The sequence below is a fragment of the Halobaculum limi genome (genome assembly GCF_029490015.1).
GTDB classification, from domain to species: Archaea; Halobacteriota; Halobacteria; order Halobacteriales; family Haloferacaceae; genus Halobaculum; species Halobaculum limi.
Window position 1 is genome coordinate 1,029,545 of the sequence record NZ_CP120468.1, and the last position, 22,687, is coordinate 1,052,231.

The 22,687-nt window shown below is 66.3% G+C and carries 22 protein-coding genes and 1 tRNA gene; 10 read left to right on the forward strand and 13 right to left on the reverse strand.

What is annotated here, in order from left to right; genetic code table 11:
* The first annotated feature begins 121 nt into the window (after positions 1–121).
* The 6 genes from P0D77_RS05195 to ilvD all read left to right on the forward strand — a co-directional run bounded on the left by P0D77_RS05195 (position 122) and on the right by ilvD (position 9,340).
* Positions 122–3,262 (forward strand): adenosylcobalamin-dependent ribonucleoside-diphosphate reductase, encoded by a 3,141-nt coding sequence (locus tag P0D77_RS05195; RefSeq protein ID WP_277555164.1) that lies wholly within the window; start codon positions 122–124, stop codon positions 3,260–3,262.
* A 334-nt stretch (positions 3,263–3,596) separates the two neighbouring features.
* Complete coding sequence (locus P0D77_RS05200) at positions 3,597–4,358, forward strand: TraB/GumN family protein (protein ID WP_277555165.1); 762 nt, start codon at positions 3,597–3,599, stop codon at positions 4,356–4,358.
* A gap of 256 nt (positions 4,359–4,614) precedes the next feature.
* Positions 4,615–4,860, forward strand: a complete 246-nt coding sequence (locus tag P0D77_RS05205; RefSeq protein WP_277555166.1) for a DUF8593 domain-containing protein — start codon at positions 4,615–4,617, stop codon at positions 4,858–4,860.
* Between the two features lie 203 nt (positions 4,861–5,063).
* Positions 5,064–5,942 (forward strand): alpha/beta fold hydrolase, encoded by an 879-nt coding sequence (locus P0D77_RS05210; RefSeq protein ID WP_277555168.1) that lies wholly within the window; start codon positions 5,064–5,066, stop codon positions 5,940–5,942.
* 214 nt (positions 5,943–6,156) lie between these two features.
* Positions 6,157–7,446, forward strand: coding sequence for a S8 family serine peptidase (locus P0D77_RS05215; protein WP_277555170.1), 1,290 nt, complete (start codon positions 6,157–6,159; stop codon positions 7,444–7,446).
* Between the two features lie 121 nt (positions 7,447–7,567).
* Positions 7,568–9,340 (forward strand): dihydroxy-acid dehydratase, encoded by a 1,773-nt coding sequence (gene ilvD / locus P0D77_RS05220; RefSeq protein WP_277555171.1) that lies wholly within the window; start codon positions 7,568–7,570, stop codon positions 9,338–9,340.
* Between the two features lie 6 nt (positions 9,341–9,346).
* Here the strand turns inward: ilvD and P0D77_RS05225 are convergent, their stop codons facing one another.
* The gene (locus tag P0D77_RS05225; RefSeq protein ID WP_277555172.1) at positions 9,347–10,540 is read right to left on the reverse strand and encodes a lycopene cyclase domain-containing protein; all 1,194 of its coding nucleotides are present in this window, start codon (positions 10,538–10,540) and stop codon (positions 9,347–9,349) included.
* A gap of 137 nt (positions 10,541–10,677) precedes the next feature.
* Between P0D77_RS05225 and P0D77_RS05230 the strand changes: the two genes are divergently transcribed.
* Positions 10,678–11,133, forward strand: a complete 456-nt coding sequence (locus tag P0D77_RS05230) for a pyridoxamine 5'-phosphate oxidase family protein (protein WP_277555173.1) — start codon at positions 10,678–10,680, stop codon at positions 11,131–11,133.
* A gap of 218 nt (positions 11,134–11,351) precedes the next feature.
* On the opposite strand, the gene P0D77_RS05235 is transcribed toward P0D77_RS05230, so the two are convergent.
* The 11 genes from P0D77_RS05235 to P0D77_RS05285 form a co-directional block, all read right to left on the reverse strand.
* Positions 11,352–11,780: a type IV pilin N-terminal domain-containing protein gene (locus tag P0D77_RS05235; protein WP_277555174.1), complete on the reverse strand. Its 429-nt coding sequence runs from the start codon at positions 11,778–11,780 to the stop codon at positions 11,352–11,354.
* A 269-nt stretch (positions 11,781–12,049) separates the two neighbouring features.
* Entirely contained in the window at positions 12,050–12,970 is a 921-nt protein-coding gene (locus P0D77_RS05240; protein WP_277555175.1) for a DNA adenine methylase, read from the reverse strand.
* Positions 12,971–13,211: 241 nt separating this feature from the next.
* Positions 13,212–13,282: transfer RNA gene (locus tag P0D77_RS05245), tRNA-Pro, on the reverse strand.
* Positions 13,283–13,365: 83 nt separating this feature from the next.
* Positions 13,366–14,469, reverse strand: coding sequence for a succinylglutamate desuccinylase/aspartoacylase family protein (locus P0D77_RS05250; protein ID WP_277555176.1), 1,104 nt, complete (start codon positions 14,467–14,469; stop codon positions 13,366–13,368).
* A gap of 86 nt (positions 14,470–14,555) precedes the next feature.
* The gene (locus P0D77_RS05255) at positions 14,556–15,455 is read right to left on the reverse strand and encodes an RNA-guided pseudouridylation complex pseudouridine synthase subunit Cbf5 (protein WP_277555177.1); all 900 of its coding nucleotides are present in this window, start codon (positions 15,453–15,455) and stop codon (positions 14,556–14,558) included.
* Between the two features lie 3 nt (positions 15,456–15,458).
* Positions 15,459–16,037, reverse strand: a complete 579-nt coding sequence (cmk, locus tag P0D77_RS05260; protein WP_277555178.1) for a (d)CMP kinase — start codon at positions 16,035–16,037, stop codon at positions 15,459–15,461.
* Between the two features lie 118 nt (positions 16,038–16,155).
* Complete coding sequence (locus P0D77_RS05265) at positions 16,156–16,986, reverse strand: helix-turn-helix transcriptional regulator (protein ID WP_277555180.1); 831 nt, start codon at positions 16,984–16,986, stop codon at positions 16,156–16,158.
* Between the two features lie 376 nt (positions 16,987–17,362).
* Entirely contained in the window at positions 17,363–17,911 is a 549-nt protein-coding gene (locus P0D77_RS05270; protein ID WP_277555181.1) for a MogA/MoaB family molybdenum cofactor biosynthesis protein, read from the reverse strand.
* A 26-nt stretch (positions 17,912–17,937) separates the two neighbouring features.
* Positions 17,938–18,426 (reverse strand): hypothetical protein, encoded by a 489-nt coding sequence (locus P0D77_RS05275; RefSeq protein WP_277555182.1) that lies wholly within the window; start codon positions 18,424–18,426, stop codon positions 17,938–17,940.
* Positions 18,427–18,489: 63 nt separating this feature from the next.
* On the reverse strand, positions 18,490–18,693 hold the full coding sequence (locus P0D77_RS05280) for a helix-turn-helix transcriptional regulator (RefSeq protein ID WP_277555183.1): 204 nt from the start codon (positions 18,691–18,693) through the stop codon (positions 18,490–18,492).
* On the reverse strand, positions 18,690–19,100 hold the full coding sequence (locus P0D77_RS05285) for a DUF2178 domain-containing protein (protein ID WP_277555184.1): 411 nt from the start codon (positions 19,098–19,100) through the stop codon (positions 18,690–18,692). The genes P0D77_RS05280 and P0D77_RS05285 overlap by 4 nt, the downstream gene beginning before the upstream one ends.
* 213 nt (positions 19,101–19,313) lie before the next feature.
* Between P0D77_RS05285 and P0D77_RS05290 the strand changes: the two genes are divergently transcribed.
* Positions 19,314–20,354 carry a zinc-binding dehydrogenase gene (locus P0D77_RS05290; protein WP_277555185.1) on the forward strand — a complete coding sequence of 347 codons (1,041 nt, stop codon included), beginning with the start codon at positions 19,314–19,316 and terminating at the stop codon, positions 20,352–20,354.
* Positions 20,344–20,664, forward strand: a complete 321-nt coding sequence (locus P0D77_RS05295) for a DUF7977 family protein (protein WP_277555186.1) — start codon at positions 20,344–20,346, stop codon at positions 20,662–20,664. The genes P0D77_RS05290 and P0D77_RS05295 overlap by 11 nt, the downstream gene beginning before the upstream one ends.
* A 42-nt stretch (positions 20,665–20,706) precedes the next feature.
* On the opposite strand, the gene P0D77_RS05300 is transcribed toward P0D77_RS05295, so the two are convergent.
* The gene (locus P0D77_RS05300; RefSeq protein ID WP_277555187.1) at positions 20,707–21,531 is read right to left on the reverse strand and encodes a DUF7343 domain-containing protein; all 825 of its coding nucleotides are present in this window, start codon (positions 21,529–21,531) and stop codon (positions 20,707–20,709) included.
* 145 nt (positions 21,532–21,676) lie between these two features.
* Here P0D77_RS05300 and P0D77_RS05305 point away from each other — a divergent pair, with 145 nt between their 5' ends.
* Positions 21,677–22,576: an alpha/beta fold hydrolase gene (locus P0D77_RS05305; protein ID WP_277555188.1), complete on the forward strand. Its 900-nt coding sequence runs from the start codon at positions 21,677–21,679 to the stop codon at positions 22,574–22,576.
* Positions 22,577–22,687: the final 111 nt, after the last annotated feature.

Below are 22,687 nucleotides of genomic sequence, written 5' to 3' on the forward strand. Positions count from 1 at the left end.
CCACGCCGTTTATCTGCGTGGGTCCGTTACCGAACGCTCGTCCGAGAGTCACTATGGAACGCCACAACTCCCACACACACGTCTGTCGATTCACCGGCCCTGCCGGGGAGGCACGCGACGAATGAGTCGCGCGGACCTCGACGCCGACGACCTCGTACTGCCGATCAAACGAACCGAAGGAGAGACGCTGCGCGAGCGACTCACCTCCAACGCCTACGACAACATCCTGCCCGCGCGCTACCTGCGCAAGGACGCGAACGGCGAACCCGTCGAGTCGCAGGAGGAACTGTTCGAGCGCGTTGGCCACAACGTCGCGCTCGCGGAGGCCGTCTACGCGAGCGACGATCCCATCACGGTCACGCCCGACCAACTGAAGCCCGACCACCCGCGCCGCGACGAACTCGCCGAAGAAGTGTTCGGCGCGGGCGTCACCGCCGAGGACGACGCCGAGACCGAACTGACCGTCTACAACGTCAACAAGTTCGCCTACGAGACGGTCGTGCCGGAACTCCCCGACGACGTGCGCACGCACGTCGAGGAGGCGGCCGACGAGTTCCAAGAACTGATGGAACGGCTCGCGTTTATGCCGAACTCGCCGACGCTGATGAACGCCGGCGACGAACTCCAGCAGTTGTCCGCGTGTTTCGTCGACTCGCCCGCCGACGACATCGACGACATCCACCAGACGGCCAAGGAGGCCGCGCAGGTGTTCCAGTCCGGCGGCGGGATGGGCTACGCCTTCTGGAAGCTCCGGCCGTACGGCGACGCCGTCGGCTCTACCGGTGGCATCGCCTCCGGTCCCATCACGTTCATGCGGACATTCGACCAGATGTGCGAGACCATCGCGCAAGGCGGCGCCCGCCGCGGTGCGCAGATGGGCGTGATGCGCGTCAGCCACCCGGACGTCATCCAGTTCCTCCACGCGAAGAACAAAGACGTCTCGCTGGCGAACACGCTGCGCCTGAACGACCCCGACGACTTCACGCACACGTCGTTCGCGGATGCGCTCGACGAGGCCCGCGAACTCATCGACGAGGACGGCAAGGTGCCCAAGCACCTCCGCAACGCCGTCGAGGGCCACCTGTCGAACTTCAATATCTCCGTCGGCGTCACCGACGACTTTATGGAGGCGCTGGAGAACGGCGAGGAGTTCACCTTCACCAACCCGCGCACGGAGGAACCGCACGTCGCGACGCCGCAGACGAAGGAACTGTACGATATGTTCGGCCTCGGCGAACACGTCGAGGTCGGCGAGGTGCTGTCGGTGCCGGCGCAGAAGATCTGGGATCACATCGTCGAGGGGGCCCACGAGAACGGCGAACCCGGCGTCGTCTACCTCGAACGCATCAACAAACTCCACTCGTTCGACGTGGAGGAGCACCCCGACCACCGCATCCTCGCGACGAACCCCTGCGGCGAGCAGCCGTTGGAGGAGTACGAGGCGTGCAACCTCGGCCACATCAACCTCTCGACGCTCGCCGACCTCGACGCCCCCGACTGGCGCGTCTGGTACGGCGCCAACGGCGACGAGTACGACAGCGAACAGGCGGCCGTCGAGGCGTTCCTCGAGGAGGCAATCGACTTCGAGGAGTTCGACCACCGCATCGAGATGGGGACGCGCTTCCTCGAGAACGTCGTCACGATGTCCGACTTCCCCGTCCCCGAGATCGAACAGAAGGTCCGGGACATGCGGAAGATCGGACTCGGCGTGATGGGTCTCGCCCAACTGTACATCCAACTGGGCGTCCGCTACGGCTCCGACGCCGGCAACCTCATCGCCGAGGAGTTGATGACGCACATCAACCACCAGTCGAAGGCCGCAAGCCACGACCTCGCGGAGGAGCGCGGCGTCTTCAACGACTGGGAAGACTCGAAGTACGCCGACCCCGTCCGCTACGCCGACTGGTTCGAGCAGTACGTCGGCGAGGACCCCCACGACTGGGAGGACGGCTACCCCATCCGCAACCACAACACGACGACCATCGCACCGACGGGAACCACCTCGATGGTGGGCAACACCACCGGCGGTTGTGAGCCAATCTACAACGTCGCCTACTACAAGAACGTCTCCGACGACGTCCAGGGCGACGAGATGCTCGTCGAGTTCGACGACTACTTCCTGCGCGTGTTGGAGGCCAACGACATCGACGTCGACGAGGTCAAACAGGAGGCCCAAGAGCAGATGGCTAGCAACCAGTTCGACGGCGTCGACGGCCTCGACACCGTCCCGGACGCCATCGGCGAACTGTTCGTCGTCACCGGCGACCTCACCGCGAAAGACCACGCCGGCGTGCAGGTCGCCTGTCAGAAGGGCGTCGACTCCGCCATCTCGAAGACGGTCAACGCGCCCAACGACTCCACGCTGGAGGACGCCCAGGAGGTGTTCGAGTACATCTACAAGCACGGCGGCAAGGGCGTCACCTACTACCGCGACGGCACCCGCTCGAAGCAGGTGCTGACGACGCGCGCGGACAACACGGAGTTCGCCGACGAGAGCGAGGCCGCGGAGGCACTCGTCGAGCAGATCTCCGAGGTCTTCGGCGGCATCGAGGGCTTCCTCGAGAACGACGACGTGCAGGCCGCCCTCGACGAGGAGGTGTCGGGCCTGCTCGAATCCGCCGACGCGAAGACGGTCAACATCGACTACACCGAGAAGCGCGCCCGGCCGGACTCGCTGCGCGGCGTCACGCAACTCATCGAGACTGGCTACGGGAAGATGTACATCACCATCAACGAGGACCCCGAGACGGGCGAACCGTTCGAGTTGTTCGCCAACATCGGCCACTCCGGTGGCTTCACCAACTCCTTCACGGAGTCGCTGGCGAAGGTCATCTCGACGGCGCTTCGCTCGGGCGTCGACCCGCGTGAGATCGTCGACGAACTGCAGGGCACCCGGAGCCCCAAGATCGCGTGGGACAAAGGCGAGCAGATTCAGTCCATCCCGGACGCCATCGGCACGGCGATGCGCCGCTACCTCGACGACGAGGTGGAGAAAGGCTACCCCGAGCAGACCAGCCTCGACGAAGTCGGCGCCGACGCGACCGAACCGGAGGCCGACGGCGGTGCGGCCGTCGAGAGCGGGGCCGCCGAGACTGGCGCGCCCGGCCCGGAGGACGCCGGCGACGTCCAGGAGCAAACCGACGCGGTGGACGAACTCATCGCGAACGGCGAGTCGCCCGAGTGCCCCGACTGCGGGAGTATGACGCTGTACTACTCCGAGGGCTGCAAGACGTGCGAGTCGTGCGGTTGGAGCGAGTGCTGAGCGGACTCGACGCGAACTGAGGGGCTCGCAGTCGACCCGTGGCCGGCCTGTGACGGGTGACTCGGAGAACGACTCGCTCACGGGACCGGGATCTTTCACACCACGCCGGCAGGCGCTTTTGCAGTATTCGAGCGGCGCGACGCCAACGAGTGCGTCGGCTGTTCACCCGTCGTCTCCACGCCGAGCGACGGGCCAACGTTGCCAGCGACAACCAGACAGTAGACCGCCGCGTTCGGCGAGCGCAGTTACTACTTGACAGCCATCGTGCCGCCGGGTCGGCGTGAACGACGGCGTTAAGTAACCCTCCGCTAAGACTGCGTAACCGCACCGTACTATGGCTGCTCCCCCCGAAATCGACGTCGATTCAGACCCCCGGGTGACCGGTGAGTACGTCCGGCAGATATCGGATGACGACTGGACGGTAACGCTCGTCGGCACCGTCCACGACCACCCGGCGAGCGTCTACCGGGTTCGACACGTCATCGAGCGCGTCGACCCCGGGATACTCGCGCTGGAGCTCCCGCCGATTTCACTGCCGCTCTTCGAGCAGTACGCGGCCACCGACCAGACCCCGCCTGCCCTTGGCGGCGAGATGAGCGCGGCGATTCAGGCCGCTGACTCCAGCCCCGTCGTCGGTATCGACCGGCCGACCGGCGACTTCTTCCGGCGGCTGGCAGGAGTCCTGCTTCGGGAGCGGCCGCCGCTGGAGACGGTTCGAACCGTCGTCTCGAACACCGCCGAAACAACGAGTCACGCGCTCGTGTGTCTGGCTGCCGCGGCCGTCAACGCCTGCAGTTCGGCCTGTCTGGAAGTCGACTCGCCGACTCCCCACGACGCCGCACGGACGGACGCCCCCACCGATCAGGCGATCCACGAACGCGAGCAGGTCGAGCGGTGTCGCTCGTTCACGAACGCGTTCCGGAGTGCGAACCGCTCTCGGGCCACCAGACTCGAAGACGCCGCCAGGGAAGCGGCGATGGCCGCCCGGCTTGTGGACCTCCAGGAAGACGGAGATGGGGATATCGTCGCCGTGGTCGGCATCGACCACATCGATGCGCTGGCAGCGGAACTGGACGCGTCCGGCGAGTTGAACTGATCGGCCAAAGCTACGACGTCCCCCCGTGTCGACGCACGGACGACGCCGACAGTCCCGGCGGCTCCGCGACGAGTCACGGCGTAGCCGGGTCCGTGCTCGCACGAGACGACAGCACTCCGTGAACCAGTCGCACCCGAAACCAACAGACGCCGCCGGAGTATGGACGGCCACGCTTGATACAACGCGGGTCTACTGAGTATCTCCTTCGGGAACTCCCTGTATAACAATGTCCGCGCGAAGTCTCCGCTCAAGAGCGATGGACCGAAACCACATTACAGACGACGACGAGGGCAAAGCAGTAGTCGACTCCGGCGGCCGAAAGATCGGGATGGTCACCGAGGTCAAGTCCGGGGTCGCCTACGTGAACGCCGATCCCGGCCTCACCGACTCGATCCGTTCGAAACTCGGCTGGGGCCACGCTGACGAAGACGACTACGCCCTCGAGGAGAATCGCATTCACACGGTCACCGACGACGAGGTCCGACTCAAGGACAGTTTCTAAGCGCGGTCTCACCCGGGGTAGAAATTTTTCCCAGCGGTCGACGGACATCGAGAGAACCCTCGCCGGCCCGTGGCCACGGGTACGCCGGGATCGGCCCGAGTGCGGATCGATCGGGGCGACGGGCGGGTGGTCAATGAACCCAGATTTTCGCACCGTCGGACGCGCAGCGACGGTTATACCCATCCACCACGTACGCTCGGGTTATGCCCACCGTCGCGACGAACGACATCGAGACGTACTACCAGCGCCGCGGCGACGGCCCCGCCGTCGTGTTCGTTCACGGCGCCATCGTCGACCACACGCAGTGGGCGCCGCAGATGGACGCCCTCGCCGACGAGTACACGGTCGTCGCGTACGACGTGCGCGGGCACGGACGCACCGGCGGCAGTTCACGGGCGTCGTACTCGATCGACCTATTCGCCGACGATCTGGCCGCGCTGATCGACGCACTCGATCTGGATCGGCCGGTCGTCTGCGGTCTGTCGATGGGTGGGTGCATCGCGCAGTCGTTCGCCGCGCGGTATCCCGACCGCCTGTCGGGACTGGTGCTCGTGGACACGTTCGGGCCGACGCCGCTCACGGTCGGTGAGCGGATCCAGCGCCAGTTGCTCCGTGCGACGATCCCGCTCGTTCGGCTGGTCGGCTATCCGCGCGTCGAGAAGGCGATGGTGTGGCTGCAAGAACGCATCTCCGGGGAGGGCGTCAGCGGCGACTACGCACGGATCGAGGCGATCCGGGAGTCGGGACCGCTGATGGGGACCGAAGAGTTCGCGAAGGTGATCCGTGCGCTGAGTGCGTTCGACCGGACGCGAATCGACTACTCCCACATCACGGTGCCAACCCTCGCGCTGTACGGCGAGAACGAGGCGGGATTCGTCGTCCGACAGATGCAGAGCCTCGCGGCGCGACTTCCCCACGCTCGACTCCTCGTCGTCCCGCACGCCGGACACGCCGCGAACCTCGACAACGAGTCGTTCGTCGACGGCGCGATTCGTGGCCACCTCCGCCGCGTGTGGCCCGACCACGACCCGAGTCACGAGACCGCCGACACGCCGCCGTCGACGCCGGAGGCTGACGTCTGAACTGGTGAGCACTCACCGTCGCCTGGTGACTCGTCGCTGACCGTTCTGCAGTCTCCCGCACTCGACCGATCGAGGTAGCGTCGCCGCCAGGATATTCTTGCATCATATGTACTATATTGTAGTTGGAAAATCAATACATATTTACGTGAATATTACTAGGCAATGATAGCCTGCGATTGGCACGTTACCTATGCACATAACCAGACGCACACTGATGCGCGGAATCGGAGCGACCGGAGCGACACTGACGTTCAGCGGACTCGCGAGCGCGGGCGACGAGGCGGCACAGTACGTCGTCGGTGGCAGTGGAGACGTCGGCACGGTGTTTGAGGGGATGGAGTTCTCCGTTCGACACGTCCTCGCCGACGGGAACGTCGCCGTCGTGACTGGCCCTGCTGGCGCGGGCGACACGCTCGCAGACACGTCCGGAGTCACCGCGGTGAGCCGAGACGTCGAGGTCGAACTGGAACTGCCGGAGGTAGACGCCGAAGACGCATCCACCCCCGGCGACGACGCAGCACTGCGCGACCTCCAGTGGGACAACGACCTGCTGGAGACGGGGACTGCACACGAGACCACCACCGGCGAGGGCGCACGAATCGCGATCATTGACACAGGGATCGACCTAGACCACCCGGATCTCGGGAACGTCAACGAGGACCTGGGCGCCGCGTTCGTCGCGAACGACGACGTTCCGGAGGTCGGCCCTGGTGATTCGGGGTACCACGGTACCCACTGCGCCGGCATCGCGGCGGCGACCGGCGAGGAAGGGGTGGTGGGCGTCGCGCCCGACGCCGAGTTGGTGCCGGTGCGCGTGTTCCCCGCAGACGGCGGCGCGACGTTCGGTGACATCCTCAAAGGGATCGACTACGCGGCCGAAATCGGCGCCGACGTCGCCAACTTTAGCCTCGGCATCCCCGGCGTGCAAGAGCCTGGTGTCGAGATCAACCAGTTACGCTCGAACGTCCAGAAGGTGTTCCAGAGCGCGGTCCGGCGCGGCACCGTCATCACTGGGTCGGCCGGCAACGACTCGGGCAACCTCCAGCAGGGCGGTGGGCTCACGCTCCCGAACAGCGTCCCGGCTGTGATCACCGTCAGCGCGACCTCGCCCGCCGACACGCTGTCGTTCTACTCGAACTACGGCACCAGCGACATCGACGTGGCTGCGCCGGGTGGCTGGTACGAGACGATTCCGCGGACGCTCGGGGAGACAGGCGATCCGGGGGACGTCCCGTTCCCATTCAACGGCGTGCTGTCGACGTGGCCGACGGACCTCACGTCCAGCGTCGGGCTCACTGGCTACGACTACATCTCCGGAACCTCGATGGCCGCCCCGCAGGTCGCGGGACTGGTCGGTCTCGTACGCAGTCTCGACCCCTCGCTCAACGCGAACCAAGTCGAGAGCGTGATCAAGAAGGGAACCGAAGGAGGCAACGGTCAGAGCGACCCCGAGTTCGGTGCGGGCCGGGTCAACGCCGCTAACACCGTCGACTTGCTCGACTGAGGGGCACGGTCGTCGGTGGCCCCCAGCGTCCCGTTTGTTGCTGCGTCACCGTCGCCGCGAGACTGACAGCAACATGTGTTCGTGTGCGGCAGTTTATCAGGCCCGACGCCGACCCCGTGGTATGAGCGAGCAACACCGTCGCGACCGCGCGGACGACGCCGACGCGGACGCGTTCGCCGGCGAGAAGGACGAATCCCTCCGAAGCCGCGAGGTGACCGCGGGGGCCGAGCGCGCCCCACACCGCGCGATGTTCCGCGCGATGGGGTACGACGACGCCGACCTGTCGTCGCCGATGGTCGGCATCCCGAACCCCGCCGCCGACATCACGCCGTGTAACGTCCACCTCGACGACGTGGCCGACGCCGCCCGCGAGGGCATCGAACAGGCCGAGGGGATGCCTATCGAGTTCGGCACGGTCACCATCTCGGACGCCATCTCGATGGGGACCGAGGGGATGAAAGCGAGCCTCATCTCTCGTGAAGTGATCGCTGACTCGGTCGAACTCGTCTCCTTCGGCGAGCGGATGGACGCCCTCGTCACGGTCGCTGGCTGTGACAAGAACCTCCCCGGAATGTTGATGGCGTCCATCCGGACCGACCTGCCCTCAGTGTTCCTCTACGGCGGGTCGATCCGGCCGGGCGAACACGAAGGCCGCGACGTCACCGTGCAGAACGTCTTCGAGGGCGTCGGCACGTACGCGGAGGGCGAGATGAGCGCGGAGGAACTCGACCAGATGGAGCGCCACGCCTGCCCCGGCGCGGGGTCGTGTGGCGGGATGTTCACCGCGAACACGATGGCGAGTATCTCCGAGGCGCTTGGGATGGCCCCGCTCGGATCTGCATCGCCGATGGCAGAGTCAGAGGAGCGCTACGACGTGGCTCGCCGCGCGGGCGAACTCGCGCTGGAGTGTGTCGCGGAAGACCGCCGCCCCTCCGACATCCTGAGCAAGGAGTCGTTCGAGAACGCCATCGCGGTGCAGGTGGCGATGGGCGGGTCGACCAACGCCGTCCTCCACTTGCTGGCGCTGGCGGCCGAGGCCGACGTCGATCTGGACATCACCGAGTTCGACGAGATATCGCGGCGCACGCCGAAGATCGCGAATCTCCAGCCTGGCGGCACCCGCGTGATGCAGGATCTGGACGCCATCGGTGGTGTCCCGGTCGTGATCCGTCGCCTCATCGAGGGCGGGTATATGCACGGTGACGCCGCGACGGTAACTGGGCGGACGATGGCCGAGGAGATCGCTCACCTGGAGGAGATTGGCCAGATTCCCGCCGACGAGGACATCGACGCCGACTTCCTGTACACGGTCGACGATCCGTACTCCGCAGAGGGTGCGATCAAGGTCTTGACGGGCAACCTCGCGCCCGACGGCGCGGTGCTGAAGGTGACCGGCGACGACGCGTTCCACCACGAGGGGCCCGCCCGCGTGTTCGAGGCCGAGGAGGACGCGATGGAGTACGTCCAGTCTGGTGGGATCGAATCCGGCGACGTGATCGTGATCCGCAACGAAGGGCCGCGCGGCGGGCCGGGGATGCGCGAGATGCTCGGCGTCACCGCCGCCGTCGTCGGCGCGGGCCACGAGGATGACGTCGCTCTCCTGACGGACGGCCGCTTCTCGGGAGCGACCCGTGGGCCGATGGTCGGCCACGTCGCGCCCGAGGCCGTCGAGGGCGGGCCCATCGGCCTCGTCGAAGACGGCGACACCGTGACGGTCGACATCCCCGAACGCGACCTCTCGGTCGACCTGAGCGACGACGAACTGGACGCGCGTGCGGAGGCATACGAACCGCCGGAACCGCAGTACACCGGCGGCGTGTTCGCGAAGTACGCCCGCGACTTCGGCAGCGCCGCCAACGGCGCAGTGACGAACCCGAAGGCGAAGCGGGAGTAATCGCGACTACTTCGCGTCGCTCTCTTTCTCGGCTCTCGCCGACCGTGGGTGCAGCGTCTCGTGGATTCCTAACACGAGCGCCGGCACAACGATCATAAAGATGTGCTCTTCGAGCGGAATCCCCAGCAGTTCGATGCCGGTTCGCATCGGGATAGAGAAGACGCCCACTTCTAGGGTGTACCAGTCCCAGACGTACGCGACCGGGTAGACGACCGCGACGGTCCGTGCCGCCCGCCACGTCGCGGCGCGGCCCGCCCAAACGAGGAGCGCGAGTGCGGCGCTCCCGAACAGCACCTCCGTCGCGAGGTAGGTGTACGGGCCGAGGACGGTGATGTCCGGGAGCGGAATCCCCGCGAGCGGTCGGAAGAACACGGCGACGAGCAGTCCCGCGAGGAAGAGGTACGCGCCGCGAACGAGCAGCATCGTCGCCGTCGTCGAGTCTTTGCCGACCGCAATCGCGGCGACGACGCCGAAGGCGACGCTGGCAACTGGTGACGCCGGTGGCAACACCTCGGTCACCGTCAGCGGGACGACCGCGAACAGGCCGACCGCCAGCGCCGCGATCGCGAGACTGCGCGAGCGCCGCCGACCGAGTGCGACCGCGACCGTCCGCTTGTCGATGGAGCGATCGTACTCGTAGTCTTTCGCGTCGTCGATGATCTTCACCCCGCCGAGGACGACGACGAACACGGCGGCGAGAGAGAGCGGTGCGGCCGCGAGCGTCCCAGTCTGCGCGGCGTAGCCACCGAGCAGACACAACCCAATTCCCACGGGGTAGCCCAGCGTCGTCGTCACCGGATTGGTGTCGAACTGCGGCGCGTGGAGGTAGCCGATGAGCCACATCGGGAGCGCAAGCGCGACCGACAGCGGCGTCGCGAGGACCGCGAGGGCGACGAGACACGCGAGGAATCCAGCCGTCGCGACCGCGAGGCCGAGGCGGCAGCCACGTTTGGTCATCGGGTGGTCGTCGTCCTCGTCGCGCAGGTGGAAGTCGACGAAGCCGTCTTTCACGTGAGCGGTGTACACCGCGAAGAACGCCGCCGTCGCGTACACCAGCGCCACGACGGGGTCGAACTGCCCGGCGAGCGCCGCCCCGAACAGCGCCGTCGCCACCGGCGGGAGCATAAACACCGGGTGGACCTGGGAGGCGTACGCGCGGGCGACGGCTATCGGTCCGCCGCCGTGACGGACGAGTGTCATATCTGGTACTCGTTGGAGTCGTGGATAAATCGCCCGGCGGTCGCCACGGATCGAGGGCACCCGATCTCGACCGGGGAACACCGGCGTGTGGCTACTGTGTGGCTAATTAATATGATTGTCTCACTAACAACTCTAGCATGAGCGACGACACCGCGGACGTAGACGCGTTGGTGGAAAACGAGATGACCGACGCGGAGATAGAAGACGCGTTACGCACCCACGGAACGGCCGTCTTGTCGCTGGCGCGCGACGGTGAGACGTACGCGGTCCCGATGTCGTTCGGCTACGACGGCGAGCGCTGTTACTTCGTGTTCATCGGCTACCACGAACCGAGTACGAAAAACGAGTTCGCGAACACGACCGAACGTGCGACGCTGACGATGTACGAGGAGAACGGACGCGACGACTGGCACAGCGTGAGCGTCCGCGGACCGATCACGCGACTCGAAGGCAGCGACGAGTGGGAGCGCGGACGCGACGCCATCGGCGACAACGGGTGGTACCCCGGCTTGTTCCGCCGGTCGGACCCCCGCGGTCGGATCGATATGTGGGCGTTGGACGTCGAGGACGTCACGGGCTACAAGAGCAACTGAGGCCGTCGCTCCGCGAGTGGGTCGCAACCGAGTGGTCGGGTGGTCGACCCGACCCCCACGGCTGTGTGTAGAACCAGACACCTCTCGGTGTCTACTATCTGGTGGTGACGAGAGGACAAAAAGACAATTACCGATGATGCTTCACTTCTCGCTCGCTCGCGTGTCGAGAGATGCCTACGGCTTGAAATCGTGAAAAATCGGAAAATTCGTGGGCGTGGTTACGCCGGGGTCGAGTCGGTGGCGAGTGCCTGCGAACTCTGACCGTTCTGCGCCGTCCAGATGACGCGGACTTCAGTGTCGTTCGCGACTGCGTCGATGATAGCTGAGTCACCAGCGCTCACTCCGTCCGTGGGGAACGCTTGAACGACGGTTCCGTTACCGCCTGCAGCGCTAATGTTCAGCGAATCTGCAGCAGGGATCGTGTCGCCGCCAGTGTGAGTTGCGGAGACGTTGTACGTCCCGTTTCCATTTTCGGTGTAATCGAACTGGAAGTTCGCGTTCGGTGCAGTTTCTTGTACGCTGTTCCCCAGGCCGAGGACGAACGACCCGATCACCGCAGCCAGAATCACGGTGATAGCGACCATCAGGATCACGCCGATCACCGGCGAGACGGCGCGGTCGTCGTCGAAGAGGGTTTTGAGCTCCATAGGTGCTACACACAGGGTGGGAGGGCAACTCCCGGCTGCACTGTGCTGATTGCAGGTAAGACGGCCTTACCTTATAACGTTGCAGGGCAACATATCAAAGAAGATAGTGGTGTGTCATAAGTGCACGCTCAGTAGCCGCTCTGGAGTACGCCGTCGTCGCGGCGAGTGAAGGCCGTAGGTAGCGGCGACAGGTAGCTACCACCTAGCGGGTCCGCTGCGTGCCGCTGTGGGGTGGTAGGTCGAATAACCCGGCCGAGTACCACCACGATCTAGAAATCTGCGATCTCTTGCTGGCCTGCACTGCGACGCGCTGACTCTGGGACGTTCGTCGCCACGATCTCGTCCACTTCGCCTCTGTCGTCGCTATCGCTGTTTATCGCCCTCGTTGCACCTTCGATCTCCACCGAGAATCCTGCCTCGTCGTACCGTTCGAACATCACCCCGCTGTTACTGAGAATCACGTGGACACCGTGCTGATCGAGTTTCTGCGCTACCGCTAAGAGCCGTTCTTGATCGTCCGTATCGAACCCGTCCCCGCTGTAGTCGTTGAAGTTGGCTGTGGGGCTCATTGGCTCGTACGGCGGATCGAAGTACACGACGTCGCCGCCTTCGGCGTAGTCGAGGATGTACTCGAAATCTCGATTGAAGATGTCGGTACGTTCGAGGGCGACGCTCGCTTCTCTGATCCGCTCTGCTTGCACCCAATCCGGATTCGCGTATCGCCCGATTGGCACGTTGAATCCACCAGAACTGTTCTCTCGATACAGGCCGTTGTAGCCCGTCCGATTGAGATACAACAACAGTGCGGCTTCTTCTACCGGGTCGTAGTCGTCGCCGTACGGTCGATTGTTAAACAGCGCCCGCTGCTGGTAGTAGTACCCCTCGATCTGTTTGCCACTTCGGTTGGTACTACTGTACGCTCGCTCTTCGTCGGGTTCCGACTCGGGGTCGTCGAACGTACGAAGGAGTTCGATGAGTTCGTCCGGATTATCTCGAATCTGCTGGTAGAAGTTCACCAACCTCGGATTCGTGTCGTTGATCGTCCCGTTCTGTGGCTCGATATCGAAAAAGAGCGCTCCGCCACCGAAGAATGGCTCGTGGTAGTGTCCGTACGATTCAGGAAACCTGGCGTACAACTCATCCAGCAACTGGCGCTTTCCCCCAGCCCACTTGAGAACGGGTCGTGCCATCGATACGAGATGGTCGATTCGTAGCGATTTACGCCTTGCTCAACTGGGTCTGATTCGGGCTTGTAGCGATACTACTAAACGCGGTCACCATTCTGATTGACGAACCGCTCGGTGACGTGCGCCCTACAGTGGAGACAGTCCGTATCGGCTCGGTCTGAGTCGATTCGGGCCGTCACACCCCCACCCCGATGCCGTCTGGTGGCAGTTACACTGTGGCGGAAGTTGTTGTCAGAAAGTGGAGTGGGACCGCCGAGATTCGAACTCAGGTCCTACGGACCCCATCCGCAGAGGATACCACTACCCTACGGTCCCGCATTTTGTGAGAGACGAGCGTCGGGGTTAAGCGCTTCGTTTCGGGAAGCGGTCACGTCGTGCGATCACACGACACGGCGCGGTCACTCCGCGTTGTCTGGATCCCGTGGAACCACCAAGTCGCCGTCGTCGCGGACGGCCATACTCGCGACGGCCGACCCCTCGTAGGCAGCGAGTCCCTCGCTGCGCCCGATGACGTAGCCGTCGTGGTCCGTCTCTACCGACTCGACCACGTCGCCGTGAGGCGTCACCACGTCGGCGATTACGTCGCCCGTCTCGACAGGTTCGCCGACGGCGACGCGGTGACGGAGTAGTCCCGCCGACTCGACGCGCGGCCCGACGAACCGACGGACGGGGTAGTCGACGGGTGCGTCGGGGATACCCGACCCCGCCGCATCGACGCTCTCGGGGACCGAATCGAGCAGTCCGAACTCGACGGCGACGGCAAGAATACCGGCGACGCCAGCGGCGCGGGCGTCCTCCTCGACGACGCTGTGGCCGCCCAGTTCCGCCGTGACAGCGGGGATATCGGCGGTGTTGAGCGCCGCGCCCGCGGTCGACCGCTGGAGCGACTGGTCGACGTACTCCTCGGCAGGATACTCTGTGAGGATCGGTAGGCCGAGTGCGGTCGCGAGACGGTCGAGGTCGGCCGCGAGCGTCTCGGCCTCGGCTTCGGTTCGCTGGTCACCGTAGAGGACGCGGTCACGGATGGTGAACGGCATCGACCCGACCTGTGCGGTGTGGCAGTCGACGAGCAGGTCCGCCGACTCCGTCAGCGCCTCGAATAGGCGGGTATCGATCCGTTCCTGTGTCTCCGGTGGCCGCGAGGCGTCACGCGCTGTGTCCGGGAAGTAGCGGTTCGGGTCGTCGCCGCCGTAGTAAGAGGTGCGTTCGTTGCGCCGGAGGCCCGCCGGGTTGACGACGGGGACGACGACGACCGAACCCGCCAACTCCGCGATGGCGTCGGCGGCGACGGCGGCGACGTCCTGTGCGACCGCGACACCGGTGGCTTCGTCGCCGTGGACGCCACCCGTGACCCAGAGGACGGGCCCTTCGTCGACGCCGTTGACCACCGTAACCGGCAGGCGTTCGCTCCCGCCGGTCGGGAGGTCGGTCGCGTCGATCCAACCGTCTGCGAGTTCGCCGGGGTCGGCGCTTGCGGTGCCGACCGTGAGCGTCTCGTGCATGCACTCGGCTGACGGGCGGCGTGACAAAGGCGCGTCGGTCGGACGCCAGAGTGGAGGAGCGTATCGCAGAACGGTCGGCGGCCGCCTCAGACCAACACCCGCTCCAGCGAGACGACCTCGCCGGCGTCTGCGTCGGGGTCGCCGACGAGTCGACCGAGACAGACCGCTGAACCGTCGGGCGTGTAACACGCCAAGAGGTCGCCGTCGTCGGGGTCACCCGCGCCGAACGCGCCGCTCGCGACGACGCCGGGTGCGTACACGGGCGCGCCGTTGGCGACCTCGCGGGCGGCAGAGTCGGCAATGGTGAGCGACGGCAGACCGGTCATTGCCTCCTCTGCGGGGCGAAGCACCTCCCATATCAGCGACTCGTCGGGGTCACCGTCGGGCGTGTCTCGCCCGTCTGCGAAGGCGACGCCGTCGGCGAGGTCGTGGAGCGTGTGGAGGTCGCGGTCGTCGAAGGGATCGGTCGCGGTTCGCCGCAGGTGGCCCATGTGCCCGCCGGTTCCCAACGCGAGGCCGATGTCGTGACAGAGTTTGCGGACGTACGTCCCCGACTCACACCGAATCCGGAGGAGGACCTGTCTGTCGGTCTGATCCAGGACCGTCAGATCGTACACCTCCCGCGTTCGCAGACGGCGTTTCACCGCTGACTTTCGGGGCGGCTTCTGGTAGAGTTCGCCCTCGAACTCGGCGACGACACGCTCTAGGTCCGTGGGGGCCGAGCCGTGAAGTTCGAGGACGGCGACGTACTCTTTCGCGCCTTCGAGGAAGACAGGGGCGAGGCGGGTCGCGTCGCCGGTGAGCGTCGGCAGACACCCGGTCACCTTCGGATCGAGCGTACCCGCGTGGGCCGCGCGGTCGACGCCGAGGATGTCACGCACCCACGCGGCTACTTGGTGGGCAGACGGGCCGGCGGGCTTGTCGAGGTTGACGACGCCGAACGCGCACAGGTCTTCGACCGACCGCTCCTCGGGTGCCGGGCGCATCGCTCAGAAGTCGTAGGTGACGCCGTCGACGGAGGCTTTTCCTTCGTCGGTGTTTGGGTCGTACGAGTCGACGGCGGTCGTGAGCATTCCCAACACGCCCTCGGGCGACCAGCGGGCGGTGTTGTACACGAGGTCGTAGATGCTCAGGTCGTCGATGTCGATGTTGTAGTACTCGCGGTAGCGTTTCGCCTCGCTGCTCTCGCGGCGGCGCGTCTCCTCGATGACCTGTTCGAGCGGTTTCTCCTCCCGGTCGACGATGCGGTCACACCTGACCTCCAGCGGCGCGTCGAGCCAGATGCGCAGGTCGGCGTGTTCGGCCGCGAGCCATCCGGCGAGTCGTGATTCCAGCAGGACGTCGTCGCGTTCGATAGCGATTTGTCGCAGGCGACGGTCTAGGTCGCGGTCGATCTGATCTTCCTCCTCGGCGAGTTCGTTGAACTCGACGGGCGTCATCTCACGCTCGGCGGCCAGTTCCCGGAAGATGTCGCCCCCCGAGACGTGTTCTAGATCGAACGCCTCGGCGAGTGCGGCGGCGGTGGTGCTCTTCCCGCTTCCCGGCGGGCCGGAGACCGTTAGCAACATATTCACTCTCCGGTGCTACGACTCAAAAAGGCGTCCATGTCGCCCCCGGTGTGTGGCGCGGTCGCGTGTCGCGCGACTACTGTCAGGCCGGCGCGGTCGTCGGCGGCGAACCGTTGTCTCACTCGATGTCGGGGGTCGCGTTCGGGAGTCCACGTCGCTCTCGAACTTCCTCGGCGGTCAACTTCGTCGCCGTCGCTCTCGTCTCGTCGATGCACTCGTTGGCCCACGCCACCGCCTCGTGGGTGTCGTTGACCGCGACACCGCCGACGCCGGTGTCGGTGTAGACGACGAGTCCCGCCTCGTCGGCCCGGTCGTCGTGTTCGGCGACCCACACGCCGAAACACACGCTCGTCGGGCCGTAGTAGTACTCCATCGCCTCTGCCTCGACCAGTTCTAACACACGGTCGTAGCGTGTCTCGATGAGGTGGTCCAACACGTCCGGCGACACGACCAACTCCGGGGGCGCGTCACCGGCGGTCGCCTCCGCGTCGAACGTGTCGACGTGGCCCGAGAGGGCGACCGGCGCGACGCCGCGAACGCGACGTGCACTGGCGACCGACTCGAAGAGCCGTTCGATTACACCGTCCGGTACGGTCGGTTCGGGCGTGGCGACGGTCGCACCGGCGAGGAAGCGACCGTCGAGCGGGGTGTCTTCCGGAAGCGACTCGAACAGTGGTTCGGCAGCCGCGATTCCAGCGAGGCGACGCCGGTAGCCGTCGTGTTCGTCGAGGACCGTTCGTCCGACGGCGGTGGCGACGACGCCGCCGTCGACGGTGTCTGCGAGGCCGGCGTCGACGAGTTCGCGGACGCCGCGATCGAGCGTGGTTCGAGGGACGTCGAGACGGTCGACGAGCGTTCGTTTGTCGAGGGGGCCGTCACACACCGCCGCGAGAACGTCGCGACGCTTCGCGAGTACGTCGGCCAGAGTCGCTGCGTCGCCAGTTGTCATTCGTCCCGCACGTGGACCGTCTCGGATATGTGTGTTCCGCTCTCTGGAACTGTTCCCACCGAGTGGGATCGCTTCCGGACGGTGAAGTAATGTGGTTGTGTCTACTCGGTTCGAGTGCCCCCAGAGGATCGGTCTCCGACTGCGCGGCCCTCCGGTCCGACTCCCTCGGTTCCGGGTGACCCCCGTCGCGGTTGCCCTGCGCGACGCGCGCCGTGGCCGTCGGACCCCGCCCCACTCGGGCGGACCCGACGGGGGCACGCCACCGTGCATCCGCCGTGCCGTCGTCACGTGGTCGTCGGTTTGCCCCACCGAGGACCCAACACGTGATAGACCCCGACGGCACGGTCGGTGTTACCTCGCTTCTCCGAACGGTCATTCACTCCCGCCGTGCCAACCCCGCGAGGTGGCCCGCTTCTGCCGTGATGATCTTCTCGATCCCGAGTCGTGCGGCGTTCTCGCTCCCCGGCAGACAGAACACCGGCACACCGCTCGCGACGCCAGCAGTCGCGCGCGTCCCGACGACCATCGTCCCGATCTCATCACGGCTCAGCGATCGGAACAGTTCCCCGAACCCCGGCAGTTCCTTGTCCAGCAGCGGTGCCACCGCTTCGACGGTCACGTCGTCGGGCGTGACGCCGGTGCCGCCGGTCGTGACGACGCAGTCCACGTCGTCGCGGTCGATCAGGCGGTCGACCGTCGACTGCACGCCGTCGAAGTCGTCGTCGATGATCTCTCGGACGGCTACCTCGTCGCCTGCGTCCGTGACTGCCGCCTCGATAGCGTCGCCCGCGGGGTCGTCCTCGTGGGTGCGTGAAGACGAGACTGTGACGACCGCGTAGCCGAGCGTCTCGAGGTCGTGTGCGTGGTGGTCGTCGTGTGCGTGGTCGTGATGGTCGTGACCATCGTGGCCGTGGTCGTCGCTCATAGCCGCGGATACCGTCTGCGCGTGCTTCAACCCCGGGCTCGGAGTAGCGCCGCACCCTCGCCGGCGACGGCGCGAACGGCGACCGCGACCCCCGCGACCGCGAGGGCGACGACGCCACCGACGATCAGGCCGACGCCGAGGACCCAGACGGCGACGGTGACCATTCCCGAGAGGAGAAACGAGAGGCCCACCGCGAGGCCGATGCCGACCGCCGCCGCGGTGGCACCGCCGGCACAGAGCCGAAACACCGAGGGGCGGTCGACGAACGGCCCGCGAGCGAGAGGCCCGTCGCCCGCCGGAAGGCCGTAGCCGACGACGGTGACGACGCCCGCGGCGACCGTCCCGATCAGCGCGAACGCGAACGCGAAGCCAGCGGGGAGGCCGTCGCCTGTCTCCGGCGGTGGCGGGAGGTCGAGGACGAAGGCGGTGACGGCGACGTGGCCGGCGAGTCCGGCGGCGACGACGAAGACGCGGAGGGTCGCGAGCACGCGACTGCGGGCGAGGAGGCGGGACACACCGAACGTGTCACACGTCTCGGAAAAGGTCTTGTGGAGGGTCGGTACCGTGGCGGCGGTCGGCTACGAGTCCTCGCTGTCGGGGTGGAACAGGTCTTCGATCTGGCAGCCGAAGAAATCAGCGAGCGTGAACGCCAACTCCAGCGACGGGTCGTACCGTCCGCGTTCGATGCTGTTGATTGTCTGTCGTGTGACGCCGACTGCTTCCGCCAGTCCCGCTTGGCTCAGGTCGTGTTCATCGCGGCGGGCACGGACGTCGTTGTTCATCGCGTCAACTTCGTGTAGATCAGCGCCGCCGCGAACACGACGAACAGACCCACGTAGCCGTACAGGACGCCCGAGACCATCGGCGGAACCTCGTAGATTCCGAGGGCGGCGAGCGTTCGTGCGCCGGAGGCCCCGAGGACGAGGACGACTGCTGCGACCTGTAGGGTGGCAGTGCTCGCCCGTCGTTCGAGGTCGGCGTCACGTTCGTCGAACAGCGTCACTGGGCTGAACCGCCAGATACCGACGAACGCCGCGAGGCCGACCCAGTAGACGGCTTCGGCCACGACCGGGTAGCCGACCGCACGGAGGACGACGTTCGCGAGGGCGGCCACGACGACCGACCCGAACAACAGCGTCCGGTAGCGTTGCCGTCGGCGTACCGTCGGCGCGGTCACGGTTTCGGTCATCGCTGTGACCTCACGACGGGGGTGTGTGTGAGACGGGTCGACTCGGTTCGATCGAGGGTGAAGTGTATCGTGGTCATAGCGTCGTGGTGTAAAGCTTGCTTTACAGTAAAGGAGACTTTACACTCCGACATAAATGTCTCGGTGGTATGTTCCCGATCGAGGGTGAACGATGGGGAAGTGTTTACTCCCCCCGCGTGGCAGAGTGACGCACGAATGAAGGCAGTCCAGTTCTCGGAGCACGGCGACCGCGACGTAATCGAGTACGGCGACTTCCCGGACCCCGAACCGGGACGCGGCGAGGTCATCGTCGACGTGAAGGCGGGAGCGCTCAACCACCTCGACATCTGGACCCGAAAGGGACTGCCGGGCATCGACCTGGAGATGCCGCACATCCCCGGATCCGACGGCGCGGGCGTCGTCACCGAGGTCGGCGAGGGCGTCACCCGGTTCGAGGAGGGCGACCACGTTGCCGTCTCCGCGGGCGTCTCCTGTGGCGAGTGTGAGTTCTGCCGGCACGGCGAGGAGTCGCTGTGCGTTCGCTTCTCGATCATCGGGGAACACCAGCGAGGCGTCCACTCCGAACTCGCGGCCGTCCCCGCCGACAACCTCGTTCCCGTTCCCGACCACGTCGACTGGGAGGTCGCGGGGTCGGCGTCGCTCGTGTTCCAGACCGCGTGGCGGATGCTGCTCTCGCAGGGCGAACTCGCGCCCGGCGAAAAGATCCTCGTCCTCGGCGCGTCCGGCGGCGTCGGCCACGCGGCAGTCCAGATCGCCGACTTCGTCGGCGCGGAGGTGTACGCGACCGCTTCCACCGAGGAGAAACTCCAGTACGCCGAGGAGTGCGGCGCAGACCACGTCATCAACTACGAGGAGGACGACTTCGCGAGCGAGATTCGCGAGCACACGGGCCGCCGCGGCGTCGATATGGTCGTCGACCACATCGGCGCGGCGACGTGGCACGACTCGCTGAAGAGCCTCGCGAAGGGCGGCCGCGTCGTCACGTGTGGAGCGACCACCGGTGGGCGACCCGAGACGGACATCAACCGCATCTTCTGGAACCAGTTGAAGGTCATCGGGTCGACGATGGCGACGCCCGGCGAGGTCGACGACGTCCTCGAACTCGTGTGGGACGGCACGTTCGAACCGCGCATCCGCGAGGTGCTGCCGATGAGCGAGGCCGCACGCGCCCACGAGATGATCGAGAACCGAGAGGGCTTTGGCAAAGTGGTGGTTAAACCAGATAGTGAGCTCTGAGGGATCGAACACCACCGAGACCGACGAACGCGGTCGCCTCGTCAACACGGGCGACGGCTACGAACGCGTCGACGACGCGGCCTCTGTCGCGAACGAGTCCGAGGAAGACGACCTCGGGGTACGGGGCTGGGTGCTCGTCGGCGTCGTCGTGTTCGCGTTCCTCGTCGTCCCCGGAATCATCTACGTTCGCCCGACCGCGCCGGGCGAACTGGGCTTCCGGTTCATCGCGGCGATGCTCGTGTTGCCGTTCCTCCCGGCGCTGTTGCTGGGGCTGACGGCGGTGTGGAGCCTCGCGGTCGGGAACGAGTAGTCAACCCGTCGGAGACGGTCGACGAGACACGCAAGCGACCGCTCAGTCGACGATGACGACGAGTGCTTCTCCGTCGACGTCGCGGCGAACGACGACGACGTCGGCGACTAGGTCGTCGACGACGTGGCGCGTGGTGGCCATCGACCAGTCGAGTTCGTCGGCGATGTCCATCTCGAACATCCGTCCATTGTGCTCTTCCAGCAACGCGCGAACCGCATTCCCGCCCCTCCGGTCGTCGGGGTCGGCGAACACGACGAGCGTTCCCTCGGGCGTCTCGCGACGCGCTACGTCGCCGGTGGCGACCAGGCCATCGACGACGCGTCGCGTGCGGGCCGGCGACCACTCGGCGGCCTCGGCGATAGCGTCCTCGAACGCCCGCCCGCGACGGGTGTGAAGCAGCGAGATGATCGTCTCCGCGTCCGAGCGTGCCTGGGCCGTTTGCGCCGCCGGCGACGTGGGAACGGGGTCGACCGCGGGTGACCGCCGGCGCAGCAACGCGACGCCGACGCCTGCCCCGAGCAGTAACAGGCCCGCAGCGACCCACAGCGGGAACGCTCGATCGGTAGCCGCCGCGGCTTCCGTCTCCGTGCCGTCTGCGGGCGCGTCACCCTCGGTCGGCGTGTCTGGTTCCGGTGTCGGCTCCGGTTCCGGTGTCGGTTCCGGGGTCGGCTCCGGTGTCGCCTCTGGGGTCTGCTCCGGAACGTCGGTGGCGGGTGCCGCTCCCGACTCGTTGTCGCCCGCACCCGGGGTGTCGCCGACGCCGGTGCACCCCGCCAACACGACGAGAGCGATGAGCGCACACGCGAGCAGTACCGTCCTCGGGCGCGACCAAGTCTGACCGGCACGACGACGTGAATATGGTGTCATACCTTCTACACTGTCGGAAACATACCTAACTACGGATTGCCAGGTACTGCCCCGTCGCGTCCAGATACTGTCCTCGTCGGTCACCGAACTCGACCGCCGCCGACGGCCGGTACGTTTTCGCCGTAGAGCACCTATACGAAGTGATATGACCGCGACGCCTGCGGCGGCAGCAGCCGACGACCTCCCGGCGGACGTGCCCGGCGAATCGACGTTCGTGGACGCGAACGGGCTCCGGTTCCACGTCGTCGAGGCCGGTCCCGAGGACGGTGAACTCGTCGTGCTGTTGCACGGCTTCCCCGAGTTCTGGTACGGCTGGCACGACCAGATCCGACCGCTCGTCAACGAGGGCTACCGCGTCGTCGTCCCCGACCAGCGCGGCTACAACCGCAGCGACCGTCCGAGCGGCGTCGCCGAGTACCGCATCCAGACGCTGGCCGCTGACGTGACCGCCCTCATCGACGCGTACGGCCGTGAGGAGGCCGCGGTCGTGGGCCACGACTGGGGCGGCGTCGTCGGCTGGTGGCTGGCGCTCGAACACGCCGACCGGCTCTCGTCGTTCGTCGCCGTCAACGCCCCGCACCCGACGGTGATCCGACGGACGCTCTCTGGCGACCCCACCCAACTCCTGCGCTCTGGCTACGCGCTGTTCTTCCAGGTTCCGAAGGTACCCGAGGCGGTGATTCGCGCGGCCAACTGGCGACTGCCGGTGACGATGATGCGCGAGTCGTCGATGCCGGGGACGTTCTCGACGGCCGACTTCGACCGCTACCGCGCGGCGTGGGGCCGGGACGGCGCGTTCACCGCGATGCTCAACTGGTATCGGGCGGCCGCCCGCCAGCGACCCGTCCCGAGGACCGACGAGGTGACCGTCCCCACTCGGATCATCTGGGGAGTCCACGACCAGTTCCTCAAGCGCCGGATGGCGTACGACTCCGTCGACTACTGCGCGGACGGCCGTCTCACGACGTTCCAAGAGGCGACCCACTGGGTCCAACACGAACAACCGATGAAGGTCGCCGACGCGATTATCGACGAACTCGCGTGAGGTGTCGGCAGGCGGACGCCGCTACCGGTCTCGTCGCCCGCGTTCGTCGCGCACGTCGATGTCGACGCCGCCGTCGTCCCAGTCACGACGGCCACGCGTCCGTTCTGCGAG

Coding starts and splice junctions, on each gene's coding strand:
- cmk (WP_277555178.1), bottom strand. CDS start 16,037: ATGTTGCTAACGGTCTCCGGCCCGCCGGGAAGCGGGAAGAGCACCACC.
- P0D77_RS05255 (WP_277555177.1), bottom strand. CDS start 15,455: ATGCGCCCGGCACCCGAGGAGCGGTCGGTCGAAGACCTGTGCGCGTTC.
- P0D77_RS05250 (WP_277555176.1), bottom strand. CDS start 14,469: ATGCACGAGACGCTCACGGTCGGCACCGCAAGCGCCGACCCCGGCGAA.
- P0D77_RS05280 (WP_277555183.1), bottom strand. CDS start 18,693: ATGAACAACGACGTCCGTGCCCGCCGCGATGAACACGACCTGAGCCAA.
- P0D77_RS05305 (WP_277555188.1), top strand. CDS start 21,677: ATGACCGCGACGCCTGCGGCGGCAGCAGCCGACGACCTCCCGGCGGAC.
- P0D77_RS05290 (WP_277555185.1), top strand. CDS start 19,314: ATGAAGGCAGTCCAGTTCTCGGAGCACGGCGACCGCGACGTAATCGAG.
- P0D77_RS05285 (WP_277555184.1), bottom strand. CDS start 19,100: ATGACCGAAACCGTGACCGCGCCGACGGTACGCCGACGGCAACGCTAC.
- P0D77_RS05195 (WP_277555164.1), top strand. CDS start 122: ATGAGTCGCGCGGACCTCGACGCCGACGACCTCGTACTGCCGATCAAA.
- P0D77_RS05270 (WP_277555181.1), bottom strand. CDS start 17,911: ATGAGCGACGACCACGGCCACGATGGTCACGACCATCACGACCACGCA.
- P0D77_RS05265 (WP_277555180.1), bottom strand. CDS start 16,986: ATGACAACTGGCGACGCAGCGACTCTGGCCGACGTACTCGCGAAGCGT.
- P0D77_RS05225 (WP_277555172.1), bottom strand. CDS start 10,540: ATGACACTCGTCCGTCACGGCGGCGGACCGATAGCCGTCGCCCGCGCG.
- P0D77_RS05235 (WP_277555174.1), bottom strand. CDS start 11,780: ATGGAGCTCAAAACCCTCTTCGACGACGACCGCGCCGTCTCGCCGGTG.
- P0D77_RS05240 (WP_277555175.1), bottom strand. CDS start 12,970: ATGGCACGACCCGTTCTCAAGTGGGCTGGGGGAAAGCGCCAGTTGCTG.
- P0D77_RS05200 (WP_277555165.1), top strand. CDS start 3,597: ATGGCTGCTCCCCCCGAAATCGACGTCGATTCAGACCCCCGGGTGACC.
- P0D77_RS05300 (WP_277555187.1), bottom strand. CDS start 21,531: ATGACACCATATTCACGTCGTCGTGCCGGTCAGACTTGGTCGCGCCCG.
- ilvD (WP_277555171.1), top strand. CDS start 7,568: ATGAGCGAGCAACACCGTCGCGACCGCGCGGACGACGCCGACGCGGAC.
- P0D77_RS05210 (WP_277555168.1), top strand. CDS start 5,064: ATGCCCACCGTCGCGACGAACGACATCGAGACGTACTACCAGCGCCGC.
- P0D77_RS05205 (WP_277555166.1), top strand. CDS start 4,615: ATGGACCGAAACCACATTACAGACGACGACGAGGGCAAAGCAGTAGTC.
- P0D77_RS05215 (WP_277555170.1), top strand. CDS start 6,157: ATGCGCGGAATCGGAGCGACCGGAGCGACACTGACGTTCAGCGGACTC.
- P0D77_RS05230 (WP_277555173.1), top strand. CDS start 10,678: ATGAGCGACGACACCGCGGACGTAGACGCGTTGGTGGAAAACGAGATG.